This window comes from Heliorestis acidaminivorans (assembly GCF_008933955.1).
GTDB classification, from domain to species: domain Bacteria; phylum Bacillota; class Desulfitobacteriia; order Heliobacteriales; family Heliobacteriaceae; genus Heliorestis; species Heliorestis acidaminivorans.
The window spans coordinates 63,953-88,295 of the sequence record NZ_WBXO01000011.1 but is presented as its reverse complement, the minus strand read 5'-3'; the positions used below and the strand labels follow the sequence as shown (position 1 = coordinate 88,295).

At 43.5% G+C, this 24,343-nt stretch carries 24 protein-coding genes and 1 other annotated feature; of the genes, 12 read left to right on the top strand and 12 right to left on the bottom strand.

Annotated elements, in window-relative coordinates; genetic code table 11:
* Nucleotides 1-198 precede the first annotated feature (198 nt).
* Nucleotides 199-1,098, top strand: coding sequence for a dTDP-4-dehydrorhamnose reductase (gene rfbD, locus F9B85_RS12310; RefSeq protein ID WP_151621372.1), 900 nt, complete (start codon nucleotides 199-201; stop codon nucleotides 1,096-1,098).
* Between the two features lie 23 nt (nucleotides 1,099-1,121).
* Here the strand turns inward: rfbD and F9B85_RS12305 are convergent, their stop codons facing one another.
* From F9B85_RS12305 to infC, 12 genes are all read right to left on the bottom strand, one after another.
* Complete coding sequence (locus F9B85_RS12305) at nucleotides 1,122-2,699, bottom strand: FMN-binding glutamate synthase family protein (RefSeq protein ID WP_151621370.1); 1,578 nt, start codon at nucleotides 2,697-2,699, stop codon at nucleotides 1,122-1,124.
* 116 nt (nucleotides 2,700-2,815) lie between these two features.
* Entirely contained in the window at nucleotides 2,816-4,150 is a 1,335-nt protein-coding gene (glnA, locus tag F9B85_RS12300; protein ID WP_151621394.1) for a type I glutamate--ammonia ligase, read from the bottom strand.
* 201 nt (nucleotides 4,151-4,351) lie between these two features.
* Nucleotides 4,352-5,314: an NGG1p interacting factor NIF3 gene (locus F9B85_RS12295; protein ID WP_151621368.1), complete on the bottom strand. Its 963-nt coding sequence runs from the start codon at nucleotides 5,312-5,314 to the stop codon at nucleotides 4,352-4,354.
* A 23-nt stretch (nucleotides 5,315-5,337) separates the two neighbouring features.
* Nucleotides 5,338-7,062 (bottom strand): DNA polymerase/3'-5' exonuclease PolX, encoded by a 1,725-nt coding sequence (gene polX, locus F9B85_RS12290; protein WP_151621366.1) that lies wholly within the window; start codon nucleotides 7,060-7,062, stop codon nucleotides 5,338-5,340.
* Nucleotides 7,063-7,163: 101 nt separating this feature from the next.
* Nucleotides 7,164-7,442, bottom strand: coding sequence for a cell division protein ZapA (gene zapA / locus F9B85_RS12285; RefSeq protein WP_151621364.1), 279 nt, complete (start codon nucleotides 7,440-7,442; stop codon nucleotides 7,164-7,166).
* A 244-nt stretch (nucleotides 7,443-7,686) separates the two neighbouring features.
* Nucleotides 7,687-10,137, bottom strand: a complete 2,451-nt coding sequence (gene pheT / locus F9B85_RS12280; protein WP_151621362.1) for a phenylalanine--tRNA ligase subunit beta — start codon at nucleotides 10,135-10,137, stop codon at nucleotides 7,687-7,689.
* A gap of 38 nt (nucleotides 10,138-10,175) precedes the next feature.
* A complete protein-coding gene (locus tag F9B85_RS12275) occupies nucleotides 10,176-11,198 on the bottom strand; it encodes a phenylalanine--tRNA ligase subunit alpha (RefSeq protein ID WP_151621360.1) in 1,023 nt (340 codons plus the stop codon).
* Between the two features lie 41 nt (nucleotides 11,199-11,239).
* Nucleotides 11,240-11,529, bottom strand: a binding site (T-box leader).
* Between the two features lie 7 nt (nucleotides 11,530-11,536).
* Nucleotides 11,537-11,626: a YqzL family protein gene (locus F9B85_RS12270; RefSeq protein WP_151621358.1), complete on the bottom strand. Its 90-nt coding sequence runs from the start codon at nucleotides 11,624-11,626 to the stop codon at nucleotides 11,537-11,539.
* An 82-nt stretch (nucleotides 11,627-11,708) separates the two neighbouring features.
* A complete protein-coding gene (locus tag F9B85_RS12265; protein ID WP_151621356.1) occupies nucleotides 11,709-12,530 on the bottom strand; it encodes a TrmH family RNA methyltransferase in 822 nt (273 codons plus the stop codon).
* Nucleotides 12,531-12,642: 112 nt separating this feature from the next.
* Nucleotides 12,643-13,005, bottom strand: a complete 363-nt coding sequence (gene rplT, locus F9B85_RS12260) for a 50S ribosomal protein L20 (protein WP_151621354.1) — start codon at nucleotides 13,003-13,005, stop codon at nucleotides 12,643-12,645.
* Nucleotides 13,006-13,051: 46 nt separating this feature from the next.
* A complete protein-coding gene (gene rpmI / locus F9B85_RS12255; RefSeq protein WP_151621352.1) occupies nucleotides 13,052-13,249 on the bottom strand; it encodes a 50S ribosomal protein L35 in 198 nt (65 codons plus the stop codon).
* Nucleotides 13,250-13,338: 89 nt separating this feature from the next.
* Complete coding sequence (infC, locus tag F9B85_RS12250) at nucleotides 13,339-13,920, bottom strand: translation initiation factor IF-3 (RefSeq protein WP_207707119.1); 582 nt, start codon at nucleotides 13,918-13,920, stop codon at nucleotides 13,339-13,341.
* A 349-nt stretch (nucleotides 13,921-14,269) separates the two neighbouring features.
* On the opposite strand from infC, the gene F9B85_RS12245 reads away from it, so the two are divergent.
* The 11 genes from F9B85_RS12245 (at nucleotide 14,270) to F9B85_RS12200 (ending at nucleotide 24,340) form a co-directional block, all read left to right on the top strand.
* Nucleotides 14,270-15,406, top strand: a complete 1,137-nt coding sequence (locus F9B85_RS12245) for a 3-dehydroquinate synthase II domain-containing protein (protein ID WP_243138206.1) — start codon at nucleotides 14,270-14,272, stop codon at nucleotides 15,404-15,406.
* A 3-nt stretch (nucleotides 15,407-15,409) separates the two neighbouring features.
* Entirely contained in the window at nucleotides 15,410-16,186 is a 777-nt protein-coding gene (locus F9B85_RS12240) for a class I fructose-bisphosphate aldolase family protein (protein WP_243138204.1), read from the top strand.
* 11 nt (nucleotides 16,187-16,197) lie between these two features.
* A complete protein-coding gene (locus tag F9B85_RS12235) occupies nucleotides 16,198-16,938 on the top strand; it encodes a hypothetical protein (protein ID WP_151621348.1) in 741 nt (246 codons plus the stop codon).
* Between the two features lie 77 nt (nucleotides 16,939-17,015).
* Entirely contained in the window at nucleotides 17,016-18,458 is a 1,443-nt protein-coding gene (locus F9B85_RS12230; protein WP_151621346.1) for a hypothetical protein, read from the top strand.
* A 1-nt stretch (nucleotide 18,459) separates the two neighbouring features.
* A complete protein-coding gene (locus F9B85_RS12225; RefSeq protein ID WP_151621344.1) occupies nucleotides 18,460-19,794 on the top strand; it encodes a phenylacetate--CoA ligase family protein in 1,335 nt (444 codons plus the stop codon).
* A 4-nt stretch (nucleotides 19,795-19,798) separates the two neighbouring features.
* Nucleotides 19,799-20,560, top strand: a complete 762-nt coding sequence (locus tag F9B85_RS12220) for an amidohydrolase family protein (RefSeq protein ID WP_151621341.1) — start codon at nucleotides 19,799-19,801, stop codon at nucleotides 20,558-20,560.
* Between the two features lie 7 nt (nucleotides 20,561-20,567).
* Nucleotides 20,568-21,869, top strand: a complete 1,302-nt coding sequence (locus tag F9B85_RS12215; RefSeq protein WP_170270516.1) for a phenylacetate--CoA ligase family protein — start codon at nucleotides 20,568-20,570, stop codon at nucleotides 21,867-21,869.
* A gap of 18 nt (nucleotides 21,870-21,887) precedes the next feature.
* Complete coding sequence (locus tag F9B85_RS15070) at nucleotides 21,888-22,496, top strand: chorismate pyruvate-lyase family protein (RefSeq protein WP_151621337.1); 609 nt, start codon at nucleotides 21,888-21,890, stop codon at nucleotides 22,494-22,496.
* Nucleotides 22,474-22,632 (top strand): hypothetical protein, encoded by a 159-nt coding sequence (locus tag F9B85_RS14480; RefSeq protein WP_170270514.1) that lies wholly within the window; start codon nucleotides 22,474-22,476, stop codon nucleotides 22,630-22,632. Before F9B85_RS15070 ends, F9B85_RS14480 begins: the two co-directional genes overlap by 23 nt.
* 146 nt (nucleotides 22,633-22,778) lie before the next feature.
* Nucleotides 22,779-23,126: a hypothetical protein gene (locus F9B85_RS12205; RefSeq protein WP_151621335.1), complete on the top strand. Its 348-nt coding sequence runs from the start codon at nucleotides 22,779-22,781 to the stop codon at nucleotides 23,124-23,126.
* Nucleotides 23,127-23,293: 167 nt separating this feature from the next.
* On the top strand, nucleotides 23,294-24,340 hold the full coding sequence (locus tag F9B85_RS12200) for a glycosyltransferase family 2 protein (protein WP_151621333.1): 1,047 nt from the start codon (nucleotides 23,294-23,296) through the stop codon (nucleotides 24,338-24,340).
* The last annotated feature ends 3 nt before the right edge of the window (nucleotides 24,341-24,343 follow it).

Below are 24,343 nucleotides of genomic sequence, written 5' to 3'. Positions count from 1 at the left end.
ACCCTTTTCTCTATCCTTTCATAGATTGAAAAGAAAGTCTAGGCCCAAAAGAGGTTGTCGTAACCTTGTCTATGACTACAACAAAGCTTGTATCAAAAGCATAGGCCAATATGCACAAACGAACAGGCCTTTTGTGTACTCACTGAAAGGGTCCACCTTCCTTTAGGCATTAGAAAGTAAAAATTAGGAGGTTCGGGCATGCCCCGAATATTGCTCATCGGAAAAAAAGGTCAACTAGGTTCACAGTTAGAACCTTTGCTAGCACCCTTAGGTGATCTTATCGCCCTCGAACGAAGTCAACTGGACTTATCTGAACCAGATACTATTCGAGAATATATGCGCCTGATACGCCCTGATCTAGTAATCAATGCAGGTGCATATACGGCTGTTGATAAAGCGGAAGAAGAACCTGTCTTAGCTCAAAAAGTGAATGCTCTCGCACCAGCCATTCTGGCAGAAGAGTTAAAAAAAACTAATGGAATGCTCATTCACTATTCAACAGACTACGTTTTCAATGGAGATAAACATGCACCTTACACAGAAGATGATGAACCTAGCCCCTTAAACCGCTATGGACAGAGTAAGTTAGAGGGCGAACAGGCTATTCAAGCTGTAGATGGTGCTTATCTAATCTTGCGTACTAGCTGGATTTACGGACTAAGAGGTCAAAATTTTCTCATGACCATAAAAAATCTTTTAGAAGAAAAGAAAGAAGTTGCCGTGGTAGACGATCAGATAGGTGTCCCTAATGACAGCAGTACTCTAGCGCTAGCTACAGTACAATTAGTTGAAAAAGTACTGCGCAAAGTATCGCACTGGTCCGATTATAAACAGCTTTACCACCTAAGTGCTAAGGGAGCTACCAGTTGGTTTGGCTTTGCTGAAGAAATTCTAAAAATCATGCGCAGTAATCATCCTAACAAGTTATGGGCTTCTCTTAAACCTGTTGCTACAGAAGCTTACCCTTCTTTTGCTCAAAGACCTGCTTATTCTGTTCTATCTACTACAGAGCTACAAAAAGATTTTGGTATTGCTTTACCTCCCTGGCAAGCATCTTTAGCTTCTCTCCTAAAAGCAAAAAAAGGCCCACTCCACTAGCTTAGGAGTAGGCCTTTTTTTGATTAGCTATTTAAGATAGCTTGAGCTTCTTCTTCATCATGTTCCATGATGTAACGAATGCCGCTGATTTCAGCCGCTTCTTTGGTGAGAGCCACAACGTCATCACGAGTGATGTAGTCGAGGGAGAATTTGCGAGCACCACACATAAACTGCTTAAGGCCCATGCCGAGGCGCTCAAAGTAACTGTACACACCAATGGCACCAACTGGGAGATCACTGTAGCGATCGCCGAGCATATTCTTCACATTGCAAGCTTGTGCGAAGATTTGCTCCACATTGGTGCCGTACTTGGCAGCGTCGCCAGAAACCTTACCTTCTTTGATCTGGTTGCCGATAGTTTTACCAACCATAGCGGCTGTGAGAGGTGAACGAGCCATGGCAATAACTTTAATGTAAGGAGAACCCATGGCAAAAGCTTTGAACATCTGATCTTCTAAGGTGATACCACCAGCGATAGCTACAGGTGGGATGTACGCACCTTTCTCTTTCAGCTGGTCAAGATACTTAATCAAGAGGGACTGAATGTAGATAGTTGGTACGCCCCACTCGTTCATCATTCTCCAAGGGCTCATACCAGTACCGCCACCAGCACCGTCGACAGTAAGCAAGTCTAGCTTAGCATCGGAAGCAAACTTAACAGCTCTAGCTAAGTCTACAGCTCTATAAGCACCGGTCTTCAAGAAGATGTTCTTAGCACCAGCTTGACGTAACTCTTCCACACGAGCCATGAAAGATTCACGAGTTACCATACCTACGCGGGAGTGACGCTCGAACTCTTTGAAGGATCCGCTCTTGTAAGCCCTTTGCACGCCAGCGTCAGTTGGATCAGGTAAAACGATATAGCCACGGCTGTGTAATTCGAGAGCTCTCTCTAAAGAGTTGAGCTTAACTTCACCGCCAATGTCTTTAGCACCTTGACCCCACTTGAGTTCTACAGCAGTAACGCCGAGCTTCTCAATAGCGTACTCTTGTACTCCAAGGCGAGTGTCTTCTACGTTAGCTTGCACAGCAATGCAACCATAGCCTTGGTACCAGTCTTGGAAGTCACGAACTCTCTTTTCTAAAGCAGGAGAGTGGACAACACGACCGTTTTTGATCTCTACGTTAGGGTCCATGCCACAAATATTCTCACCAATAACTATGGCGGCACCGGAGATAGCACAGCCAGAAGCTAGATGATCCCAGTTGTTAGCGGCTACGTTAGTAGAGCCCATACCAGCAACAATAATAGGGTTTTTCAGTTTGATTTTATGTTCATTACCGATTTCCGTTTCTATGTTGGCGGCCGGGAAGATAGCTTTATCAGAGTCCGCTTCAATACCGTGAGCACCTACAGCTGTTCCCATAATATTGAAGTGTGAGTAGTCAACGGGGTAGTCTTTTTCTGAAGCGGAGGTAGTAGTTCCAAAAGGTTGGGGATAAAGTGTCTCTTTGGAACGATAAGCCGCTTTGCCCACTTCACAAAAACCTGGGCAACCGTCTAAACAGGTGGCGCAAAGGCCCGAGAAAGGAACGATACTGTCGGGAGTCCGACACTTAGTAAGTGTTGCAGCACTGCGGTTAAGTTTGCTGTAAGTCATACTTAACAACCTCCATATAAAGTTTTTGAAACAATGATAACATAAAAGATAGTGTTCATATGAACCTTCAAAATCGAGCTTATAGTTCTGACACTATGAAAGTAACGCTATGGTTTCTAGTAACGTGTTAGATATTGATCTATCTCCCATTGATGAACTTGAATGCGATAAGCATCCCATTCCTTGAGCTTTGCATCCATATACCGTTCATAGATATGTGGTCCTAACGCCTCTTGAATTACACTGTCCTTTTGCAAAGCCTCTAATGCTTCTTGTAAGTTCATTGGTAATTCACCGATAGACTGCTCTGCTCTCTCTGCTTCTGTCATAGTGTAAATGTTACGATCAACAGCTGGAGGAGGCATAAGTTCTCGCTTAATACCGTCTAGACCTGCCTTAAGAGCAACTGTTAAAGCCAGATAGGGGTTACATGAAGGATCAGGATTACGCAGTTCAACACGCGTACTCAGCCCTCTTTTGGCTGGAATACGAATAAGGGGACTACGGTTTTGAGCTGACCAAGCAACATAAACAGGTGCTTCAAAGCCTGAGACTAGACGCTTATAAGAGTTAACTATGGGATTAGTAATTGCTGTCATGGCTTTCACGTGTTCCATTAACCCAGCAATATAATGATAAGCCTCTTTGCTTAGCTGACGCTCTCCCTGAGGATCAAAGAAAACGTTCTGATTGCCTTTAAACAGCGATTGGTTCATATGCATACCAGAACCGGCTATACCAAAAATTGGCTTAGGCATAAAAGTAGCGTGCAGACCGTGCCTTTGAGCGATCGTTCTGACTACGAACTTGAAAGTCATAACTTTATCAGCCACTGCCAAGGCGTGATCGTATTTGAAATCTATCTCATGCTGTCCCGGTGCCAACTCGTGGTGGGAAGCTTCAATTTCAAATCCCATAGCTTCTAGGGTCAACACCATTTCCCGACGGGCGCTTTCTCCTAGATCAACTGGTGTAAGGTCAAAATACCCAGCTTTATCGTGGGTAATCGTTGTGGGTTTACCATCTTCATCTACATGGAAGAGAAAAAATTCCGCTTCTGGACCTACGTTAAAAGCACTATATCCGAGCTCATCCGCTTCGGCCAGCACACGACGCAAAGCAGTACGAGGGCATCCCATGAATGGCTGGCCATCCGGCAAGGCCACATCACAAATGAGACGAGCAACTTTGCTTTCTTTGGGCGTCCAAGGAAAGACAGTAAAAGTTGAAGGATCAGGCTTAAGCATCATATCAGATTCTTCAATCCGAACGAAACCATCAATGGAGGAACCATCAAAAGCAATGTCTCCATCTAATGCCTTAGGTAATTGTTCTACGGGAATTGATACGTTTTTGGGAATGCCAAAGATATCAGAAAATTGTAATCGTACAAATTTCACTTGATGTTCTCTAGCTTGTTCTAGTACAAAAGACTTTTCTGCTGAAGTCATGATCATACTGTCTCACCTCCTTATCGAAATACTTGCTAATCATAACAAATTTATATTCTCGGAACAATAAATCTTGATTCGTTATGCAGTATACATGATTATGTATATATTTTGCTTTCAACAGCTATACATACTTGGTATCTAATGGTAAGAAAAGACTGCTAGAGGTTGGCGACCTTTAGCAGTCTTTCTCTTGATGAATTAGCCTTTAATGTTACGACTAAAACGAATCATACCTGCACAAGGGACGATCTCTAGACCTTGTCTTTCCAGAGCGTCTAGCAAAAGATTCATGCCTAAAGAATCGCTAGCCATATGTCCTGCGATTACTACGTTAATGTGGTATTTTTCAGCTTCTTTACGATGCTTTTCACCCATATGCATACCAACTATAGTACCCACACCAGCTTGCGCTAGCTTGGCATAAGCTTCTTCAGAACCAGAAGTTCCACCTGTCATGTCTACAACAACTTTTCCGCAACGACCATCTTTTCTGCCCGCAAAAAGCGTTGGGCCTGAGCCTCGCTTAGCCGCTGACTTGTATTCAGGAATTTCTTTGAGCAGTTTTAAGATATCGCTTACTTTTTGGGGATTCCGCTCATCAATCATACGTTGAAGAAAGGTTTGTACTTGATTATCAGCTGGCGTGTGTACGCACATAATAGGCAAATCTAAAATAGCGGCGGCATCAACAGCTCGATTATGGTTCAATGGAGCTAGACCTCGCTTAACTTCACCGATGCGGCTAGCCATAATGCCTTCAGCGACGTTCACAGGCACACCTAAGCGATGCAACAAATCTTCTTGCATGTGCATCACCTGATGAAGAGCTGATAAAGCTTTTCCTTCGGGATGGTGGGCTACGACTAGATCGATAGGGTTACCTTTTTCTCTTAACCGATCAGCTAAAAGGACTTCACCAACTTCTACATCAATACCTACTAGTAAGCGTTTTACCTGCCTGTTCCCATCACCGTAAAGTATGGCTGTATCGCTATAAGGGTTCTGTAGTGAATCAATATTGTAATCTTCTCGTTCTGCTTCCTTAAGCTTTTCATATTCTTTTTGACGTTCAGCCAGTTGTGATTCTACTTGTTGCCTTCCTCTAGGGTCGGCATCGACACCCATGGAGACCATGAGTTGATAGATTTCTTGTAGTTTCAACGTTGCTTCCTCCTTAATATGTTTCAGCTTCTACTATTTCTTTTGCTTTTAGGTTTATTTAGTATCTTCTGAACTTCTTTGAGACTATAGCAGTTGAGTACATCTTCTTTTTCTAGTCCCGCTTTGCGTGCATTGTTAATGCCGTATTGAATGTCACCAAGTCGAGCACGATCATGGGCATCTGTATTAATAGCAATCAAGATATCTCGTTCTTTAGCTTGCTTAACAAGATTAGCCGATAAATCTAATCGTTCTGGTGAAGCGTTAATTTCAAGTACTGTGCCAGTCTTAGCGGCCAAATCAAACAGCCAGTCAATATCAACGTCATAGGGATCTCTCGAACCTAATAAGCGTCCTGTAGGGTGCGCTAAAATATCTACGTGGGGATTTTTGAGAGCTTGCTCTATACGATTGTGTATTTTATGGCGCTCTTGCCGCAGAGATGTGTGCACAGAAGCAATTACGAGATCCATTTCCTGAATAAATTCATCAGGATAATCAAGGCGACCGTCTGTTAAGATGTCCATCTCTACACCAGAAAAAACGGTAAAGTCTGCACTGTTTTTGTTGAGACTTTCAATAGCTTTTTTCTGCTTTAATAACTGCTCTTCTGATAAACCGCGGGCAATATGGAGGGACTGAGAGTGGTCGGTAATGGCCATGTACTCATAACCTCTGCTCTGACAAGCCATAACCATCTCTTCAAGAGACGATACACCATCACTCCATTTGGTATGAATGTGCAAATCGCCCCGAATGTCTTGTTCCTTGATCAGTTTAGGAAGCTTACCTTGCTTAGCTTTTTCTACTTCTTGTCCACTATCTCGCAATTCTGGTGCGATCCAAGGCAGTTGTAGGCTCTCATAATAATTTTCTTCCGCTTCTTCTGTCGTCTGGTAGCTTTGCCAAGGGTTATTGTAGTGACTTGCTTGCTCTCTTCGAAGATCTTGTAAAGCTTGCCAGTGTGCTTCTGTTCCTGTTGTCTCTACCCAGCGCGGTATAAATTCTGCTTCCGACGTAACTTCGATATGCATAGGAATTCCAAAAGTTAGACGAAAACGAAGATAGCCTGCTCCTTCATCCAATATATGAGTAGCTGAAGGATGCTTTTTGAGCAGTTCTAGCAGTGCTGACTCTTCTTCAGCAGTACATAATATATATATTTCTTGTACCATTTCTTCATGGCGACGTAGATCGCCTGTTAATTCTACTCGATTAACTTCCGGTAGATTCTTTAGGAAATGCACAAAGCTTTCTGCCGCTGATTTGGCAATGCCAATAGGAAATTTTCCACTACGACGGCGAATCATTTCAATGCCTCGTAAAATAGCCAATTCTGTCTTCGGCCCTTGACCGGGTAGTTGGCGTATTTTGCGAGCCTTAGCCATTTCTTCTAGTTCTTCTATAGTCGTGATACCTGCTTTGAAGAAAGTTCGTACGCTGGAGATACCTACGTTAGGAAGGTCTAAGATTTCAAGTAAGCCTGGGGGAACTTCATTGCGCAGTTTCTCAAGCAGTTGACTTTTCTCATAATGGACAAGAGACTCAATTTCTGCACAAAGTCCTTTACCAATACCTCGAATCTTGGACAGCTGATTGCGAGCAACTAGCTTCGTTACGGGGCTTTCTATGGATTCTACGATGAGAGCACCCTGGCGAAAAGCTCTTACTTTAAAGGAGTTCTCTCCTATAATATCCATTAAATCAGCAATTTCGGATAATGCCCAGGCGATCTCTTGGTTATGCATCCTTACGCCTCCTTCAGGCTATTTTGCCCAGAGAACAAGCAGGCTATTTTGCTTAATGAACAATGAAAAAAGCGCCTCCCCGTCATTATGGCGCTTTTTTCCTAGGGGTTCGTAATTTTTGATGCGTGAGAGTCTTCCAATAGTTTGATGAGATCGTCATAGTCCTCTTGTATTTTCATTAAGTCATGAGCCAAATGAAAAGAGGCCAGAACGGCGACTTTGGAGATTGATAGGTGCGGTGCTTTACGGCTTATCTGTTCCATTCTTTCATCCACTAGAGCCGCTACTGCCTGCATATGTTCTGGTGGCACAGCCCCTTTTATTGTGTAAGGTTCTCCATAGATGCGTACCGTTGCCTTATAAGTTTCTTCTTCGCTCACACCAAAGAACCTCCTTCATTACGCTAATAGCTGACTTGCAATGACTCAGTTTTATAATGGTTCAGTTTTTTTCTAACTATGGTTCTTTATGCTAACATTTTAATAAACTTTTTACTGCTACGTTAAACTTTTCGCTATTACCTCAAAAAACCCTTCTAGCTTCAAAAAAAACCCTCGATCGCCTTTTTTTACGATCAAGGGTTCTTTTTACCTTTGAGGGGTCTTTTTACCTTTGAGGGTTTTTTTACCTGAACTGGGCACCTAATTCTGCTGTTAGAGCTGATTTGATATCGTCATGGGTTTTGTTTACTTCTTCGTCTGTTAAGGTGCGGTCTGCTCTTTGATAACGGAGAGAATAAGCAAGACTGCGATATCCTTCAGGAATCTGGTTGCCTTGATAAACGTCAAATAGTTGCCATCTTTCTACTAGCTTGCTCCCCTTCTGAGCGATAATGGCTTCTACTTTGCTAGCTGGTACGTTGATAGGTAGAATCAAGGCCATATCACGATCTGTGGAAGGATACTTAGGTAGAGCTTTGTAGTAGCCTTTGGCTTGAGCCAAAGCTGTTAGGGCCTCTACATCAAGCTCCATAACTACAGGTCGTCCTGAAAGGTCGTAGGCTTCGATTACATCTGGATGGACTTCTCCTAAGTAACCGATATCTATTCTTTCTTTGCCATCTTCAGTGTAGAGTCGAGCACTTCTTCCTGGGTGTAGGAATGGGCATTCTGGCCAAGCTTCCCATTGTACCTTTTCAATCTTTAGAGTTCCTAAAAGCTTCTCAATGATACCTTTGAGGTAGTAGAAGTCATAGCTTTGAGGTTTGCCGCTCCAATGAATGCCTTCTTGACCCATCATCAAAGCTGAAAGCTTTGCTTTTTCAATGGGCAGTTCTTGCAAGGGTAGTTGACGGGGCTGAAAGGTACTGCCAAGTTCAAATATTGCTAGATCGTTAATGCGTCTACTAGCATTACGTACAGCTACATCAAGCAATCCTGCCATCATGGTAGGGCGTAGAATTCCTTGTTCTTCACTTAAGGGATTTTGTAGTGCTATAACAGCAGGTTCTTCTGGCTGTGCTGTCATTTTTAGTTTTTGTAAATGTCGTGGGTTGATGAAGGAGAAGGTGATCACTTCACGGAAGCCACTTCCTACGAGTGTTTGTACCATTTTCTCTTTCACCGTCTGAGGCCAAGTGCGCTGACCTGTTGTCGTGACGCCCTTAGGTAATGTTGTGGCAATGTTGTCATAGCCAAAGAGTCTAGCCACTTCTTCAGCTAGATCGTGTTCGTCTTTCATATCTTGACGGTAGGTGGGTATGGTTACTTGCCCTTCAAGCTCTTCCTGACCTGTCTGCCATTTAACTGCAAAGCCCAGGTTGTTGAAGAATCGCGCCATTTCTGTTCCTGCTATTTGAGTTCCTAGGAGATTGTTAATGCTCTCTACCTTAAAAGATATGACTCGTTCTTCAGCAGGCTTTAGATAAACATCAACTGTGCCAGGTACAACGTCAGCTACATTTAATTCTTCAATCAGTTGAGCCGCTCGATCCATAGCTAGAGCTACAGTAGCGATGTTAACGCCTTTTTCAAATCGTTGTGATGCTTCAGAACGCAATCCTACTTGTCGAGCAGTGCGGCGAATGGAGGCTGGATTAAAGTGTGCCGCCTCTAAGAGGATGCTTTCTGTCTTATCTGTAACTTCTGTTTCTAGTCCACCCATAACTCCAGCTAGGGCCACAGCTTTTTCTGGGTCGGCAATAACAAGGTTTTCAGGATTGAGCTGTCGTTCTTGTTCATCGAGGGTAATGAGCTTCTCTCCTTGATGAGCTCGACGAACGATAATCTGTCCCTTAGCAATTCTATTGTAGTCAAAAGCGTGCAAGGGGTGGCCCATTTCAAGCATGACATAGTTGGTAATGTCGACGATGTTGTTAATGGGCCTCATACCGGCACTTTGCAAGCGCTGTTGCATCCAAGCGGGAGAAGGGCCTAAGCGCAAGTTGGTAAAAAGACGAGCAGCATAACGACCACAAAGCTCGGGATCTTCAATAGCTACTTGAACTTGTCCTTCGATGGAACCTTGTCCTTTTTCCTCAACTGTTATGGCTGGTAAGGTCAAAGGTTTCGCTGTAATGGCTGAAACTTCACGAGCTACGTTAATGACAGCAAGGCAGTCTGCTCGGTTAGGTGTCAGTTCTAATTCTAAGATAGGCGCATCGAGACCTAGGGTTTGAGCAATAGGTTGTCCTATAAGAGCATCGTCAGAGAGGATTAGAATGCCTTCTCTTTCTTCTGGTGAGATTGTTTTTTCATCGAGAGCTAATTCTTCGGCAGAACAAAGCATACCGATTGATTCGATGCCACGCAGTTTTGTTTTCTTGATTTTTAGCCCATTAGGCAACTTAGCGCCTGGAGTAGCTACGGGAACTTTTTGCCCTGCTCTTACATTGTCAGCACCTGTAACGATCTGGTACATTTCTGTTCCTGTATCAACTTTACATACGAAAAGGCGCTCTGCATCAGGATGTTTTTCTACTTCTTGTAGGTAGCCTACTACTACTTTATCGAGTCCTTGATCGCGGTAGATTACGTTTTCCACGGCAATGCCGGCTCTTGTCAGTTTATCGGCCAATTGTTCCGCATTAAGACCTGCGTCTACATAGGCGCGAAGCCATTCTATGGATACGTGCATTCTATTCCACCCTTGTTCTTAGATCTTTGCTTTTATTATTAAAATCGACTTAAGAAACGCATGTCATTGTCGTAAAGTAAGCGCATGTCGTCGATACCGTATTTCAACATAGCGACTCGCTCTACGCCCATTCCGAAGGCAAAGCCTTTGACTTCTTCAGGGTCGTAGCCGCCGTATTCTAGCACTTTTTTGTGGACCATACCTGCGCCTAAGATTTCTAGCCAGCCTGATCCTTTGCAAACGCGGCATCCTTTGCCGTCGCAGATTACGCAGGAGATGTCGACTTCGGCACTCGGTTCAGTAAAGGGGAAAAAGGAAGGACGAAGTCTAATTTCTCGGTCTGGGCCAAACATTTGACGGACGAAGGTGAGTAAAGTACCGCGTAGGTCTCCGAAGGTAACTTCTTTGTCTACCAGTAAGCCTTCAACTTGATGAAACATAGGAGAGTGAGTGGCATCGTCGTCACGACGGAAAACGCGGCCAGGACAGATGATTTTGACAGGTACTGTTGGCTTTAATTTTTCCATAGCTCGGATTTGTACTGGTGATGTATGCGTTCTAAGAAGTATATCTGGTGTTATATAGAAAGAATCTTGCATGTCTCGAGCAGGGTGATCTTTGGGGATGTTGAGCGCTTCAAAGTTGTAGTAATCTAATTCAACTTCAGGTCCTTCAGCGATGGAGTAACCCATGCCCAAGAAGATTTCTTTGATTTCGTCAATGACTAAAGTCAGGGGATGTTTACTTCCCATTTTGTTTACTTGACCAGGTAGGGTAACATCGATGGCTTCAGCAGTGAGTCGTTCTGCTTTTTCTGCTTCTTTTAGTTGATAACCTTTTTCTTCTAACATAAATTCTAAGGCCGCTCTTACGTCATTGGCCAAAGCGCCAAGGATAGGTCTTTCTTCTGCTGTAAGCTTGCCCATACCACGTAAAACTTGAGTAAGGTGACCTTTTTTGCCTAAGTATCGAACTCGCCATTCTTGTAGTGCTTCTGAGTTTTCTGCTTCTGCTATCGTTCGGGATGCTTCTGCCCGAATCTGTTCTAGTTGTTCGCGCATCTTGTCCTCCTTATAGATATACAAAAAGACTCCCATCCCCTGAAGGGGACGGAAGTCATCTTTCCGCGGTACCACCCCGTTAGGCTCTAGAAACTGAGAGCCCTCTCGGCCGACCAGATTGGTCGCTTCCTGATAACGGCAGGAAGGCCGGCTAAGCCTACACACCGAGAAAAACCATCTCTCTTCTCTTGAAGGATGGTCTGCTTTCTCGGGTTCAACTTGCTGCTCCAGGGTGAACTTCCTCTCTACCTCTTCAATGGGGCTTCCAGTCTAGGCGCCCATCTCCCTGTCAAGATTCTAAGAGAGTACTTTTCCCATTCTTCGCATTTCTCTGTCCCTTACTGTACGAGCAACCTCTTGTACAGCATATAGGCTGTTATGGAACCCGTTTTTTCAAAAATACGCCAGAAAAAGCAAGCGGAAATCATATCTACACCACAACCTCTCCGCGTTTCAGGGTTCACCAGCTAGTATCGATTATAACACAGCATTTAGGGTGGATCAACTGAGCTAGCGCCCTTTGACAACCTCGAAAAGTAAGATTGCGGCCGCAATAGAAGCGTTTAAAGATTCCACAGGAGCAGATAGTGGTATGGTAGCAATGTGGTCTGCTTTCTCTTGAAAAAAGGGGCTTGGCCCTTGGCCTTCACTGCCAATAACTAGCGCTAGGCCTTGTTTTTTATCCCAAGGTAGGTCATAGTATGCTTTTTCTGCCCCAAGATCAGCAACTATGATAGTACAATTGTTTTCTTTTAACTTGTGCCACAGAGCTTCTTCATCTGATGCTTGGACAAGAGGCATGCGAAAAAGAGAGCCCATAGAAGCTCGAATCACTTTAGGGTTAAAAGGATCGGCTGTCCCAGTTGTTAATATGACAGCATCTACGGCTGTAGCTTCAGCAGATCGCAAGATAGTGCCCACATTGCCAGGGTCTTGTAGGCCATTGAGAATCAGGAAAAAGGGGTAATCTCCCTTTTGCAACTCCTTGATAGATGATAGTTTCTCTAAGGGCAAAACTTCTGGCAAAGGAGCAATAGCTACAATCCCCTGACTGTGCTCTGTTTCACTGATAGATTGTAAAGTTTTATCTTGAACCAAAAGACCTTCTGAACCTTGTGCTTGTAAAGCAGAAATCAACTTTTGTCCTTCTGCCTGCTGAGTCATGCGGTCTGTGAACAGAAAGTAATCAATTTTTATTTTCGAAGCCACTGCTTCTTCTACTAGTCTTCTTCCTTCGATGAGATAGCGGCCGGCTATGCCGCGACCTTTCTTACGTGAAAGTGTGCGGGCTTCTTTGACACGCTTGTTTTGGTCTGAGGTTATGGTTGGCACTGATTGGCCAGTCCTCTCTGTTTTGTAGTTCTTGAGTTACTGAGCGCCGGGGCCGAGGTGGTCAAATAGAAAAGCAAGGCTAGATCGTAAAGATCGTGCCTTGCTTTTTGCATTACTTAGAATTCAGTTGTGTCTTGGCCAGATCTACGAATTTGTTGAAAGAAGGCAGATCGTTTACAGCCAGTTCAGCTAGCATTTTGCGGTTGACGTTAACGCCAGCTTGCTTAAGACCGTTCATGAAAGTGCTGTAAGACATGCCTTCCATACGAGCGGCAGCGTTGATACGAGTGATCCAGAGTTTGCGGAAATCGCCTTTTCTCTTCTTGCGGTGAGCATATGAGAAAGCCATTGCGCGCATAACTGATTGTTTTGCTGTGCGAACGAGCTTCGAATGGGCATTACGATAGCCGCGAGCAAGCTTAAGTACTTTTTTATGTCTTTTGCGGGACATTACTCCCGTTTTTACACGAGCCATTGTGAAGACCTCCAGTAGCCTAAGGCTTAATATTTATTATTGTAAATTAGCTGTATGGCAATAGCTTGACTAGTTTAGGCGTTTCGCTCTTGCTCAAGACAGACGTGCCACGGAGATTACGCTTCCGCTTAGCAGATTTTTTCTCGAGAATGTGACGGGCAAAAGCATTTTTTGCCTTAAACTTTCCGGAGGCTGTTTTTTTGAAACGCTTCGCAGCGCCCCGGTGGGTTTTCATTTTAGGCATTTGGTTCCACTCCTTGTAGCGATATTAAAGAGTATGGTCGTTGAAGCGTTTCTAACTTCAATCCACGGAGCCATTGAGACTTTTTAGTCTTATTCTGGGGTTTCTACATTCGCCGCTTTAGGACCACGGTTTTCCCGTTTCTTCTCAGTTTCCCTTTGTACGTCTGTTTTCGGTGTCAAGATCATGATCATATTCCGACCTTCTACCTTGGCATCACGTTCTACGTTCGCATAAGGCTTACATACTTCAGCCAATCGGACACAAAGCTGTCGACCGAGTTCGGGATGAGTGATCTCACGTCCACGGAACATGATGGTGACTTTAACTTTGTCTCCATCTTCGAGAAAGCGTATAGCATTGCGAGCTTTTACGTCGAAGTCGTGGTCTTCAATATTAGGACGAAGCTTTACTTCCTTAATATTAACAACCTTTTGCTTCTTCCGAGCTTCTCGCTCACGTTTACTCTGTTCGAACTTATACTTGCCGTAATCCATAATCCGACATACGGGAGGTTTGGCTGTTGGAGCAACCTCTACGAGATCAAGGTTTTGTTCTCCTGCAATCCTCTGAGCTTCTCGGGTAATAACAATACCCAACTGTTCACCATCGGAGCCCACGAGTCGGACTTCACGGACGCGGATCTCCTCATTGATGCGCAAATCCTTGCTGATAAATGTTCACCCCCTGAAAAATTTCCCAACACAACAAAAAAAACGGGTTATACACCCGCTTCTTCAAAACGCAAAAAACTGACCGAGCAGTATAATCCTGCCCTCTTGATCGTGCCTTTCACGTATTAACCCAGATTAGCATTTTGCTTAAAAAGCTATTGGGTGAGAAGCGGAGGCTTCTACTTGTTTGTAGTTACTAAGGAAGAATATCACATTGCTATAGGTCTGTCAAGTAAAGCTTGACAATTTTAGAATTCGACAATAAGATTTACCTACTGTCACATTTGGTAAAAAATGGTAATAGGTATAAGTATACCCTTTCTCATAGGGAGTTTAGTAAAAGGTGGCGATGCATCTGATGGCTAGTAGCCTAGAACAAGTCGAAGAAAACCGAGAATTATGGTTCGACGGACGGCCTGTACCTCTTGAAAATAAGGACATTTGGTCTTTTGTTTTCAATTCTAACATTCATACATTCGTAGTTACGCTTGAACAACGGCTTAATGGACAGTTTCCGCTAAAAAGTCTTTTGGTTACAGAAGTTCAGGAAAGCAACGATCTTGCCAAGTTAGAGGGCACAGAGATTGTTCTATCAAGTAATGAACAGCTCTTGATGGACGCGAAGCAAAAAGGCTTTACCACATGCTTTGCTCTTTTTATCCAAGGAAGTCAAGATGACTTAGAAGTGTTCAGTGCTACGGCTCTTAATTTTGATTATGCCATTGTGGATTTTGATCTGCCCACTAACATTCCTTTAGAACTAATTATTGCACGCTTACAAGATAGTTCAACTCGATTGCTGAAAAAAGAAAGTACTTTTGACCAACTAGAGGTTGCCTTTGGTGTCTTAGAGCATGGTAGTGACGGTGTTTTACTAGAGACAACAGACATTCAAGTGCTTCATCAAGCTAGTCAATATCTTGACCAGCAAAAAAAATGGCAGATACAATTACAACCTTTTGTAGTCGACGAGATTCGCCATATCGGCATGGGTATGCGTGTCTGTGTTGATACGACTGGCATAATGACTGCTGATGAGGGCATGTTGGTAGGTTCTACTTCTTTTGGTGGAATTTTAGTCTGTTCAGAAACTCATTATCTGCCTTATATGAATCTTCGTCCTTTTCGTGTCAATGCTGGAGCACTTCATTCTTACGTCTGGATGCCTGGTGACAAAGCCGAATATCTCTCTGATCTGACAGCCGGTAGTAAAGTTCTCTGTGTCAACAAAAATGGTTCAGCACGAGAACTAACAGTAGGGCGAATCAAAATGGAAATGAGACCTTTATTGCTTATTCAAGGCTATATAGAAGGAGAGAAAATTAACGTTATCGTGCAAGACGACTGGCACATTCGTTTGATGAATATCAAAGGGGAAGCGCAAAACTCCATAACTATTAAACGAGGCGATGAGTTATTAGGTTATCGCTGTGAACCTGGCCGTCATGTAGGGCTCAAAGTTAATGAACAGATTCTAGAGAAGTGAGGTATGTCTACAACTATGACAACGGGAAAACAAATCCGCCTGCAAAGGCTCTTTAAGGATGCTCGACGACTTTTGATAGTACCCATGGATCATGGTGTTACCCTCGGCCCTGTTGCTGGATTGATTGACATTAGAACAACGACGTTACAATGCTTTCAGGGCGGCGCTGATGCTGTCATAGTTCATAAAGGATTAACAAAACAGCTAGCCACAGTCGTAGGAGTTGGTTATGGAGAAATGATTCTTCATCTTTCTGCTTCAACTAGCTTAGGTGTCTCCTCCCATCGTAAAGAACAAGTTGCCACTGTCGAAGAAGCTCTTCGTTACGGTGCAACGGCAGTTTCTGTTCACGTTAATTTAGGAGCTCCTTCTGAAGGAGCTATGTTAAGAGAAATGGGTCAGGTGGCAGAACAATGCGAACGCTGGGGCATGCCCTTATTAGCTATGATGTATGTGCGCGATGGCAATCCCACAAGTGAATTTGACCCCAAAAAGATTAAGCATGCCGCTCGCGTAGCAGAAGAACTAGGTGCTGATCTAGTCAAGTTGAATTACTCTGGCTCGGCCCAATCTTTTCACGAAGTAACTTCATCTGTACAAATCCCCGTTTTGATTGCTGGTGGTGAAAGAATGGATTCTGATGAAGCTCTTTATCAAACGATTGACGGTGCTGTCAAAGGTGGGGCTCGTGGTGTCGCTATTGGGCGTAATATTTTTCAACACCCTCAACCAGCTCATCTCTGTCAAGCCATTCGTTTGATTTTAGATAGCGATATTTAGGAGGCTCATAGATGGAAGAAAAGAAAGGTCATACAGCTCAAGATTGGTTTGAGAAAAAGCATTGGGGCAACTTACAGGGCTTTCAGCTAGAGATGAGCAAGAAGGAACTGAAAAATAAAAAGAAAGCAAAGAAAAAGCGAAAAAAGCTGGGACTAGATAATGCTTCTACCTCTTCATTAATCCCCTATGACGAAGCTCATAACGGTTTTAAGCAAAGCCATGCTCAGCTAGAAGAAGCTGTAACCTTGCATGATCAAGGCATAGAAGGTGACAAAGAGGCTGTTGTAAAAGCCCAAGAGCTTTTACAACAGATCCGCCAAGAAGTTCAAGATCCGCTGATTGAGGCTTATTACGGCAGTGCCACTTGCCTATTAGGGCGCGATGCTATCAATCCCAATGTGCGCATGGCCAAAGCTCTTTCAGGGCTTAAAGTGCTTGATCAAGCCGTCAAAACTGCTCCCGGACATGTCGACATTCGTGTTCTTCGCTCTCAAGTCTGTTTTCGCCTTCCTGAAAAATACTTTCATCGCTCTACAACGGCCATCAACGACTTTTGTCAGTTAATCTATTGGTATGAACAGGATAGAGAGCTCTTTTCGCAAGATTTTTATGAACAATGCTTAATCGATCTAGGAGATGCCTATCAAAACGTAGGTAATAAGAAAAAAGCACAAGCCATCTGGCAACAAGGTCTAACAGTAACAAAAGATCCAAAACACTCAAAAACATTAAAGAAACGACTTAATTCCTGAAAAGTTTAAGCAAGACTACTCCATCTTCCCCTAACTTATGGCTTGACTTTTCCCCAGAATAGGAGGCGATATTGCTTATGTTCCCTTCTTCCGGTAGTGGTCCTTATCGAGTGCTTATCACCTTGCCTAAGACTCCTTCCGCAGAATTACAAGAGTCCTTAGAAGATAGAGATTATGGAAAAAAGAGCAAGCAAAAGAAAGAGAAAAAGTCCAAGAAAAAAAAGTCAAAGGCTCAGACCTCTACTACAACTCCCCCTGAAGAATTGAAGCAAAAAAAATGGCTAAAAAGTATTCAGCCTGCCTTGACTCTCTATCAGAAGGCACTAGCAGGTCATGATGAAGCACTAGAAGAAGCTCTTGAACTCTTCCAAAAGATATATGAAGAAGACTCTGATAATGGACTCGCTGGAGCTTATTATGGCGATACCCTTTCACGAAGTGGTTTAAAAGCAAGCGGCTATATTACCATGTTCATCAACGCTCACAAAGGCATGAAAATCCTCGATCAAGTAGTACTTGATCATCCTGATAATTTAGAAATTCGCAAGCTCCGGGCTTATCATAGCTTCCGCTTGCCTGAAGGCTTTTTTCGCCGAACCGTTACTTGTATTGGAGATTTCGAATACTTTCTACAACGCTATGCAAGCGATCCTGCTCTTTTTTCACAAGAAGAATATCACCAGCTCCTTTACGATTTAGGACTTTCTTATAAGAGAATAGGAATGGATGAAGAGAGTGCAGAAACCTGGCAAAAGCTTTCATCTCTCCAAATCACTGAGGAGCTTCGCGAAAAAGTAGAAGCTCAAAGAATTGATCGAACAGAAGAGCTCCGCGGCCAGTTGGCACAGTTAGGAACAAAAGAAGAGCTTATGGCTCAGGGAATTGCACTGCACGATCAAGGATTAAAGGGCGATGTAGCAGCAGCTAAAGTAGCTCACGAATTTCTCGAAAAAGCTTGTGAAAAAGACCGCGATGACGCTCTCGCTCTAGCCTATTATGGTTGTGCTTTTGCCTTGCAAGGCAAAGATGCTACAGATCCTCAAGAAATGTTTCGTCCTGCCGCTATTGGTCTTAAAACAGTTGATCAAGCCTTAGAAATGGACGATAACCCTAAGATTCGTCTGCTAAGAGCACGCTTAGCTGTCGCATTGCCTGAACATTTTTTCCGCACTGGCAGTAAGGCGGCACGAGATTATCAGCAAGTGCTATTGGCTTACGAAGAAGACCATAGCTTGCTTACCCCGGAAGAGTACGAAGACATTCTCTATGCAACAGGTGCCGCTTACCTAAGAGCGGGCAACAAGTACGAAGCCAAAAAATGGTGGAGCAAGTTACTAGAAGTGTCGACAGATGAGGAGCTCAAGAAGAAAGTTGCCAGCTCTTCACTGATGTCTTCTTCTTCACCTTCACCTTCACCTTCACCTCCATCTTCCTCTTCACCTTCGTCTTCATCTTTAGCTTCGTCCTCAGCTTTACCTTCACCTATGAGGAAAAAGTATCGATGGGAGGAAAGAAGTTAATATGAACTTTCCTTTTGAAAAACTCTTTCAGCGAACCAAGTCTGTAAAGCTTCTCAAAAAGTATTTTAAGGGCCCTGATGTAGAACAGATGTCCCTGAATAAACTACAAGCTTTTCAAATTGAATCGATGCAAAAGATTATCAGCAGAACTTACAAGCGCTCGCCTTTTTACCAAGAAAAAATGAAGGCTCTGCAGATCAGTCCCGACGATATAAAGACTCTTGACGACTTAAGAAAAATGCCTTTTACAACGAAAGAAGACTTGCGCCAAGATCCCTGGGCTCTCTTAAATTGCGAGAAAAAAGATCTCTCTATCGTCCATCTCTCTACAGGCACAACAGGGGGCAAGCAAATTTACGTCATGCACAGCTGGCGCGACTTTTATCTCCATGATTTAGCGCCTGGTTACGATACCCTCGTTCCTGTTGTGCAAGGAGATGTTTGCCTCAATGCTCTACCTTATGAAATGAGTTCCGCAGGCCTTGCTTTTCATAAAATTTTCATCAATAGCTGTTGGGCTACCGTTATCCCTGCTGGCAAAGGGGGCGCTTACTCTAGTCCAGAGAAGACAGTAGAAATTATGAAAGATTTACAACCTACTGTTGCCGTCACTACACCTTCTTATGCCATCACATTAGCTGAAAATGCCCAGGCGGCAGGTCTCGATCTAAGGGCGCTTCCTCTCAAGAAACTGTGGCTCACAGGAGAAGGTTGTGCACCTTCATTCCGTGAGCGCGTAGAGGCCCTCTGGGGAAGTATTGCCAACTTCTACTACGGTTCTTTGGAGTGCGGCGTCATGGGTATTGAATGCGATAGTCATGAAGGCTACCACATCCCACTCAGTCATTGCCTGTTAGAAATCATCGACCCTGAAAGCGGCGAAGTTCTAGAGCCTGGTGAAATCGGCGAAATTGTTGTGACTTGCCTTCTGCGCTACGACAGCCCTCTGATTCGTTACCGCACACAAGATTTAGGCTATATCACAGAAGATGTCTGTAGTTGCGGCATCTCCTTGCCTCGACTATTTCTCCGCGGTCGCCGCGTCGACCAGATTATCTTAAATGAAGAAGAGTTTTCACCTTTTTATATTGAAGAATTTCTGATGCAATTGCCGGAAGTAGGCAACTGGTATCACCTCATTGTAAAACCTGGCAACAACGAAGTGTTAAAGATTCGTACTGAACTAGCACCGGGCATAACAGCTTCTGAAGAATTAGCTGAGAAACTAAGTAGTAATTTGGAATTCTCTATCGGCGTACCTTGTGAATTTGACTTTGTGGACCATCTACCTCGTTCAACGGGGAAAACAGTCCGCGTCATCCAGGAAGGAGCGTGACGGAATGATCCTTGATGGGCACGCCCACCTCTCGCCGACCGATTATGGTAACGTTGATCTATACTTGAAGGCACTTCAAGGCACTGGCATTACTCAAAGCATTATCGTACCAGGCGGCATGATGGATGTTCGCAAAATGACTGATTATATCGTTGGCCGAGCGAAGGTGGAAAAAGCAGAACCTAACAACGACTATGTTCAGCAATGCTGTAAGCAACATGAGAACTTACTCCCCTTTGCCTGTCTTGATCCCCACCTGAGCACAGCACTAAAGGATCTTGAAAAACTGCGCAAAAAAGGTTTTTGCGGCTTAAAGCTTTCACCGCTTAGTCATAAGTTTACTTTCTCTAGTAAAGCATTGGCGGCTATAGTCGACTGGTGCGGCCAAGTGGGCTGGCCTGTCTACAGTCACGTTGTCTATAGTCCAGGTGCCGCCACCAGTCGCTACGTAACAGTAGCCAAAAACTTTCCTAAGACGAATTTTATTGTCGGTCACATGGGCTTTGGCCCTGCTGACACTGAAGCAGTAACAGCGGCCATAGAACTTCCTAACTTCTATCTTGAAACATCAGCGGCTAACTATCTGCAGATTCAAGAAGCCGTCAATAAAGCAGGCGCTGAGAAAGTCATCTTCGGCTCTGAATTCCCTCTATCTCATCCCGTAGCAGAACTTCGTAAGATTGAGATCCTTCCTATTAATGATGAGCAAAAAGAGCTCATTCTGGGCAAGAACTTCCTTCGCCTTCTCCCTGCTAAAGGGAGGTGAGCCTACGTTGAGCCATAGTACTAAGAAGAGTGCCCCTTCCTCTTCCATTGCTAATAGTGACGCAAAGACTCTCCAGCGCTTAAATGAAGCTTTACAGCATGGGCTTACTGCGCCCTTTTATCAAAAAAGGTTACCTCCAAAGCCTCTAACTTCTCTGTCCCAGTGGAAAAGCATTCCCTTACTGTACAAAGAAGATCTGGTTGCACAGTCTCCTTTCGGAATGCTTTGCCAGCCGAGAGAAGAATTGCGTCAGTATCATGAATCTTTTGGAACGACAGGCATGACCGTGTCGACCTGGCTTTCTGAAAAAGATGTGCAAGACAATTATGAAGAAGTCGCCACTTGTGCTGTCAATTTCCAACCTCAAGATACTGTGCTGGTCCGTTTTCCTTACGCCATTTCCTTGATAGCCCATATGGTCCACCGAGCGGCTCAATCTAGAGGCGCTTCTGTAATACCGGCAAGCTCACGCTCGACGATCAGCCCTTTTCCTCGCATTATTGAACTGATGCGTAAGCTAGAAGTGACTGTCTTAGCCGCTTTACCTCTACAAGTGCTACTGCTCGCTGAAACAGCCAAGCTACTTGGTTTATCACCTAAGCAAGACTTCCCCCATTTACGAGCTATCTTAACAGGAGGCGAACCACTTCCTCCAGGAAAAAGAAAGCATCTAGAAGAGATCTGGGCTGTTCCGATCTATGAGGTTTATGGCATGACTGAGATCGGGACGGCTGTAACTTCCTGCGAACAAAAGCAAGCTCATAGTCTTGAAGATTACTTTTATTTTGAAGTGCTCGACGATAATTTACAAACAGACGTAGAATCTGGTCAAATTGGCAATCTTGTCATTACATCATTAACTGCCAAAGCAACTCCGATTATTCGTTATGTTACTAATGATCGAGTCTGCAGATTACCAGAGCCCTGTACTTGCGGCAGAGGCTATCCCCTACAAATTAGAGGTCGACGACAAGACCTGCTCTGGATAGAGCAAAAAGCTATTGATGTCTGGGATATAGATAGTTACCTAACAAACTTAACAGAAGCTTATCCTTCTTTCTGGGTTGCTGGTCTTGACGAAAAAGGTCTTCGATTGATTATCGAACAAGAGGGCCTCAAGACTGTTGCCACGCAGAAGGAGGTAATGAGTAACTCTTCTGCGCCAGCAATCACTATAGAGACTGTTCCTGTAGGGACACTCTACGACCGCCGTCAACTTCTTGATACTGGAAAGGTTGGTAAACCAAGATATATCTATAGTCGAAAAGAAATGGCAGAGCAAGCATACCTCCATTCCGACAAAATCTAATTATGTGAGTGTTTGTCTATGGAAAACAAAATGACCCTCTTAGAGAGCCGTCTCAAAAATCTCCTGCTTTATAGTGACGGTTCAACGACCCGACTTCTCTCTCTTCTAACGGGAAGAGAGATTTCTGTAACCCTTCATTATCAGGAAAACCTTCCCTTCGAAGAATGTAGAGGATTTAAAAATATAATAAATCTTTTTCCGTCTCATTTTTCTTTTTGTGCTCAACCTGATTATTTACTATGCAGACTTACATCCTTGCATCATGAAAACACCCTTTTGTCAGAAAATCTAGTCTTCGGTTGTACCAACTTTCTTTCTTCTACTCTTTTAGAAGGGTTAGAACAAGGAGAAATCCCCCTAGGTTATTTGTTATCTCACTTGGAATATCGTAGAGAGTGGCTTTGGCAAGGTGAAAAAGATAGTGCCGAACTACAAAACCTCTTTCACCCAAGATCTTTGCCTTCTAAAACTTACCCCGTAAAGCATTATTTGATCACTCGGCAGGGTAAACCCCTCTTCTATATCTGTGAGCTTTTTCATCTTCACCAAATCACTGAGTACTTCTGTAATTCAGACACTTTCGAACAGGAAGGAGTAGATGGTATTGGATCAAAGAAAAGTTGTTGAAGCAGTAAAAACAATTATGGAAGTTATAGCAGAAGTGAAGGGCGCACCGAACAAGAAAGAGCTGATCAACAAAATACTGGGCGATACGATGAAAGAAATGAACGGCAATAGCGAAGGTAACAGTAATAAGGAGTAACAAAAGGTAATCACGAAAAGGTTAAAGCAATTAAAGTGCTATTCTGTGGCATATAAAGGAAAGGTTAGGAACACCTACCTTTCCTTTGTCATAACATGCTATTGGTAAAAGATAGATTTTTCTATGCTAGCGAGGAGTGTGGTTAAATGGGCCTCCATGATGTACTAAACGAAAAAGTAACAGTAAAACCAAATCAGGTTCACCCTTATACTGTTACATTAAGATGTGACACAAACCGTGCCATCGAATTGTTCTTTGAGCTTGATCGCGATTGTGACTTCTGTAAAAAAGATCTCTTCAAGTTCCTAATTCGGGTACGGCGGGTTAAACCTATGCTCGGCGACGTTGTTGTTTACAAATTCGTTGAAGCAAGACCGAAAGATATTGTTGACGGAAAACTTTCAATTATCATTCCTATCTGCGAAGAACTATGCCAAGAAGCGACTTATAAGCTTGATATATTTGCCGCTGAGTGTGTTCCTGTAATGATGTAAATGTTGATTAAAGGTTGATCTAAGATTGATCCCTGATAGATCTAAGATTGATCCTAGGAAGATCCTGGTACTATTTTGTCTGAGCATCCCTTGCTCAGGCTTTTTTTCACCCTTTGGGAAAAGTCAACATAAAAAGTATAAGCACTTATGAATTGAGGTGTTCGACAGTGCCTATAGAATATAGTGTTGTCATGCCCACCTACAATCGTAGCTACCAATTGATGCTCACTTTAACATCGCTAGAAAGGCAAACTGTTGCTCCCGATCAATATGAAGTTATTGTTGTTAACGATGGTTCTACCGACGACACCTTAGAGCGCTTACAGTCTTACAAGCCTCCCTATGCCTTTCAATACTACTCAACAACAAGTCGAGGTGGCCCAGGCTTAGCCAGAAACCAAGGCGTCGCCAAGGCAGAAGGTAGATACATTATCTTCTGTGATTCCGATTTTTTCACACTGCCTCATTTTATAGAAAGCTTTCAACAGTACCACCGTCAAGAAGAAGAGGCTATCGTTTCCGCTACGCCTTATTGTTTTCAAGGAATTTTCACCCATCTTTATCCTGATTTTAGCGATTGGGAAAGACAGCTGGCTTATTACACTTTATTAAGATCAGGTCTTTGGAAAGATGATTATCATTCCTGGTCACAGATTGTTGAAGTTATTGAGCCTCAAGATGTTCGTAACGATAGATCTATCATCCAAAAAGTTCTCTCTCCTCAAGACTTAGTGCCCAAGGAAATGAAAGCGGAATTTCGAGCAACTGATGTAGCGCCCTGGCTTTTGTTTATAACTCGTTGTGTTGCTGTTAAGAAAGAGAGCTTTCTGAAGCTCGGAGGTTTTGATGAACGTTTAATAAGAGGCGCTGGCGAAGATTGGGAACTTGGTTATCGCTTTTACAAAGCTGGTTACTCTTTCCTGGCCATGAATGAACAGATAGGTTATCATCAAGAGCATCCTCATGCTTATCGAGCTCCTTATAAAGATTTTGTACCTTTTCACAAACTTCTCCTAGATCGTTACGGTGAAAAAAGCGATTTGCTACTATTATCTTTATGGGATTCGTCCGATGATCTCTGGCCTGACATCATTAAGTACAAACAAGTATTACGAAAGCTTCGTTACAAAGAAATATTAAATCAGCCTTATGACGATACAGAACTGCTCTTGCTCCAAGCTTGCCAAAAAGCCGCTTCTCGTTGGCGACAATAAGCA

Coding starts and splice junctions, on each gene's coding strand:
- rfbD (WP_151621372.1), top strand. CDS start 199: ATGCCCCGAATATTGCTCATCGGAAAAAAAGGTCAACTAGGTTCACAG.
- F9B85_RS12305 (WP_151621370.1), bottom strand. CDS start 2,699: ATGACTTACAGCAAACTTAACCGCAGTGCTGCAACACTTACTAAGTGT.
- glnA (WP_151621394.1), bottom strand. CDS start 4,150: ATGACTTCAGCAGAAAAGTCTTTTGTACTAGAACAAGCTAGAGAACAT.
- polX (WP_151621366.1), bottom strand. CDS start 7,062: ATGCATAACCAAGAGATCGCCTGGGCATTATCCGAAATTGCTGATTTA.
- pheT (WP_151621362.1), bottom strand. CDS start 10,137: ATGCACGTATCCATAGAATGGCTTCGCGCCTATGTAGACGCAGGTCTT.
- F9B85_RS12275 (WP_151621360.1), bottom strand. CDS start 11,198: ATGCGCGAACAACTAGAACAGATTCGGGCAGAAGCATCCCGAACGATA.
- F9B85_RS12270 (WP_151621358.1), bottom strand. CDS start 11,626: ATGATTTCCGCTTGCTTTTTCTGGCGTATTTTTGAAAAAACGGGTTCC.
- rplT (WP_151621354.1), bottom strand. CDS start 13,005: ATGGCTCGTGTAAAAACGGGAGTAATGTCCCGCAAAAGACATAAAAAA.
- rpmI (WP_151621352.1), bottom strand. CDS start 13,249: ATGCCTAAAATGAAAACCCACCGGGGCGCTGCGAAGCGTTTCAAAAAA.
- F9B85_RS12245 (WP_243138206.1), top strand. CDS start 14,270: ATGCATCTGATGGCTAGTAGCCTAGAACAAGTCGAAGAAAACCGAGAA.
- F9B85_RS12240 (WP_243138204.1), top strand. CDS start 15,410: ATGTCTACAACTATGACAACGGGAAAACAAATCCGCCTGCAAAGGCTC.
- F9B85_RS12235 (WP_151621348.1), top strand. CDS start 16,198: ATGGAAGAAAAGAAAGGTCATACAGCTCAAGATTGGTTTGAGAAAAAG.
- F9B85_RS12230 (WP_151621346.1), top strand. CDS start 17,016: ATGTTCCCTTCTTCCGGTAGTGGTCCTTATCGAGTGCTTATCACCTTG.
- F9B85_RS12225 (WP_151621344.1), top strand. CDS start 18,460: ATGAACTTTCCTTTTGAAAAACTCTTTCAGCGAACCAAGTCTGTAAAG.
- F9B85_RS12220 (WP_151621341.1), top strand. CDS start 19,799: ATGATCCTTGATGGGCACGCCCACCTCTCGCCGACCGATTATGGTAAC.
- F9B85_RS15070 (WP_151621337.1), top strand. CDS start 21,888: ATGGAAAACAAAATGACCCTCTTAGAGAGCCGTCTCAAAAATCTCCTG.
- F9B85_RS12205 (WP_151621335.1), top strand. CDS start 22,779: ATGGGCCTCCATGATGTACTAAACGAAAAAGTAACAGTAAAACCAAAT.